The sequence below is a fragment of the Bacteroidales bacterium genome (assembly GCA_018334875.1).
In the GTDB taxonomy this organism is placed as follows: domain Bacteria; phylum Bacteroidota; class Bacteroidia; order Bacteroidales; family UBA12077; genus JAGXLC01.
Map to the genome: position 1 here is coordinate 1 of JAGXLC010000455.1, position 3,184 is coordinate 3,184.

General features: G+C 43.2%; 3 protein-coding genes. All 3 read left to right on the plus strand.

The genetic code is table 11. The features are described from left to right. On the plus strand, positions 1–909 hold a 909-nt coding region (locus tag KGY70_19730; protein MBS3777435.1), incomplete at its 5' end, for a hypothetical protein. 161 nt (positions 910–1,070) lie between these two features. Beyond that, positions 1,071–1,601, plus strand: a complete 531-nt coding sequence (locus tag KGY70_19735) for a GNAT family N-acetyltransferase (protein ID MBS3777436.1) — start codon at positions 1,071–1,073, stop codon at positions 1,599–1,601. Beyond that, on the plus strand, positions 1,598–2,884 hold the full coding sequence (locus KGY70_19740) for a hypothetical protein (GenBank protein ID MBS3777437.1): 1,287 nt from the start codon (positions 1,598–1,600) through the stop codon (positions 2,882–2,884). Before KGY70_19735 ends, KGY70_19740 begins: the two co-directional genes overlap by 4 nt. The last annotated feature ends 300 nt before the right edge of the window (positions 2,885–3,184 follow it).

Consider the following 3,184-nt stretch of genomic DNA (forward strand, 5'->3'; position numbering starts at 1 on the left):
TCTGCAGGGAAGGGCAGGATTGAACCCCTTCGGGACGCAAGGATGGCGGTTTATATCATGGATCAGCTTTCGAAAAAAGGGAAATTGACCCGTAAACCCAAAGAGGAGGAGATTCTGGCATTCTCCAGGTTGATTGCAGAGATCAAGAACGAACGCTTTTTTGATGCACGACTGCGGAGGGTATATGAAATGACACGCCTGGATTCTTTCCTCAGAGAAAATGATCTTGCCGACAAGCAGGACATCGGGTATTTTACCACCATGAACGATTATTGGCGCTATGCCAACAATCCATACCGCGGATCGGGATCGAGGTTTTCAATAGGTATTGATCCTTATTACTGGTCGAATTATTCATTCGGTGAAACAAAGGAACCTGGAGATAACAAAAAAAATATTTCCACCTGGAGGAGCATTGAGATAAAAGTACGTCTCAGGTATGCTTATGAAAAACCCCACAATTTATACTGGCAGAGCTCTTTTCAGGGGAATGCAGCGTTCGGCAGGGAATGGAGAAGAAGGGGATCCGTAATATCGGAAAATATACGTCACAGAGACAATCAGTTGTTTACTTCAAATGTCAACTATGCTTTAAAATGGTACCCGGATTCCCGCACTTGGTTTAAACTCCGTATAGGAGGTTCCTACAAGCAGGAATTTCATCCTGATAAAAAGTATGAAGATTTTGATGAATTTATGGACTGGGGAGATAATACCTATTTTGAATTCTATTCAGAGATTTCCGGGTATTTTTATCTTTCTTCTCGTCTTAGGCTGAGCGTGAACTATGATCTGAGCTATGGGGATTACAGTCGGCCGATGCGGGATTTCCCTGATTCTTGGTATACAATCACCAATAAGAAATTGGATTATGGTTTATCATTTGATTTAAATTACAGCCTGTTTTAAACTCCGGCGCATGATTTTGTTCTATATTTATATGGCTGGTTAGGTATATCATGAATAAAAAAATTAATTTGGTGCCTTTTTCGTATTGGTTATAACGGATCATTAATAAGGCGTTTGAAGTAAGCACATGATTTGATTATTTTTTTAGAGATTTGTATGTCATGAGTCAGGAGTATTTTTTGGTTGAACCTTCACTGAATTACAGGGAAGCGTTTGTCAATCTGGTAATGGATTATCTCAGGCAAAGGGAGGAAACTTATACCGATCTTTACAAGCCTGCCCTGGCCAACTTTAATAAGTTTGTAAAGAAGCTCATGGACCATGCACGGGGAAAGAATCTTCCCGGGGGGGAAGTACCATACTCTACATATTGGCTGACTGACCGATATGGTAAGATATACGGTAATGTCCGGATCAGGCATCATGCGTTGCATGTTTACGGCAATATCGGCTACGACATCCGTCCCTCCGCACGTGGGCAGGGCTATGGCACCATCATGCTGCGCCTGGCCCTGGAAAAAGCCCGCGAGCTCAAGCTGAAGCGTATCAAGATAGCCTGCGACCAGCGGAACAAGGCCTCCATCCGGGTGATAGAAAAGAACGGAGGGGTATTCATAGAACAGGTCTACGACCGCAAAACACGTTTGTTTGTAAACAGATATTATATTGATATAACAAAAAATGAAGAATGATGAAAAAAAGCGATAAGTTTTTACAAGACCACGGAATGAGCGCTGCCGATGTTGATATTCAGAAGGTAGTTGATGCATTTATTTCAGAAATGTCCAAAGGCCTGGAAGGGAAGGAAAGTTCCCTGCATATGATTCCAACTTACATCGAGGCAGATAACGAGTTTCTTACCGGGACGCCGGTAGTAGCTATCGACGCGGGAGGTACCAATTTCAGGGCCGCGAAGGTTCGGTTTGACAAAGACGGCAATCTTGAACTTAGCAACATGATAAATGCCAGAATGCCCGGTATTGACCGTGAGGTTTCGAAGAATGAGTTCTTCCGGACTATGGCAGGTTATGTAAAAGAACTTGCTGACGATTGCGACAGGATTGGTTTTTGCTTTTCCTATGCCACAGAGATTTTACCCAACAAAGACGGAAGGCTCATACAGTTTAGCAAGGAAATTCAGGCGCCGGAAGTTGTAGGGGAACTGATCGGTAAGAACCTGCTTGAAGCCCTTGGCACCCCCAATAAACAAATTGTACTTTTAAACGACACGGTTGCTACGTTGCTTGCCGGTAAATCCTCCTCTCATGTCAAAAACTATGATTCGTACATTGGTTATATCCTGGGTACCGGCACGAACACCTGTTACATCGAAAGCAACAAAAACATCCTGAAAAAGCCGGATCTTGATCCCGACAGGAATCAGATCATCAATATGGAAACGGGTAACTTCGGGAAGGGGCCGCGTGCTGAACTTGATATTGCTTTTGACAATACCACCGGCAACCCCGGGACCTATACATTTGAAAAGATGTTTTCCGGCGGATATTTCGGTGGCTTGTGTCTTTCGGTTCTGAAAACCGCTGCACAAGAGGATGTATTTACCAAAGAAACGGCTGATAAGATATTGTCATTAGATGAGCTGACCGTTGAAGCGTTGAATCATTTCGTCAGCAGATCCCCTGACAACCGTGAACCGTTGTATTCCTGCATGGCTAACACGACAGATGAAGAGACCTGTATTGGGATCATTGAAGGATTGATTGAACGGAGCGCCAAGCTGGTTGCTGCCAATCTGGCTTCTGTAGTGCTTAAAACGGATAAGGGAAAATCGGCAGACCGACCCATATTGATTACCATTGAAGGAACCACTTTTTACAAGTTACATAAGCTGAAACCTTTATTTGAAGAGTTCATGGAAGAATACTTAAGTGGCGGGAAGCAGCGGTATTTTGAGTTCAACCAGGTAGAAAATTCCAGCCTGGTCGGGGCAGCGCTGGCAGCCTTGGTTGATTAGATGATTGGGTGCCTGCCCACACGCTGTCGCTGAAGCTTTAGCGTAAGCAACCGAAACGCAGTGAAGGTGGAATTGGGTGATTGTCATTAAACTGTTTGATAAGAGTTTGACAGGAGTTTGAGGTTAAAAGGCTAAAGTTAGCAGATGTATGCTAATAGTCATTTATTGTCATTAATCGTCATTGGTAGTCATTAAACTGTTTGACAAGAGTTTGACAGGAGTTTGATGTTTGATTTTTAAGGATAAATTGTCACATTGTCAAATTATTACATTGTTAAAGAGTGATTGGTTGATCTGGGT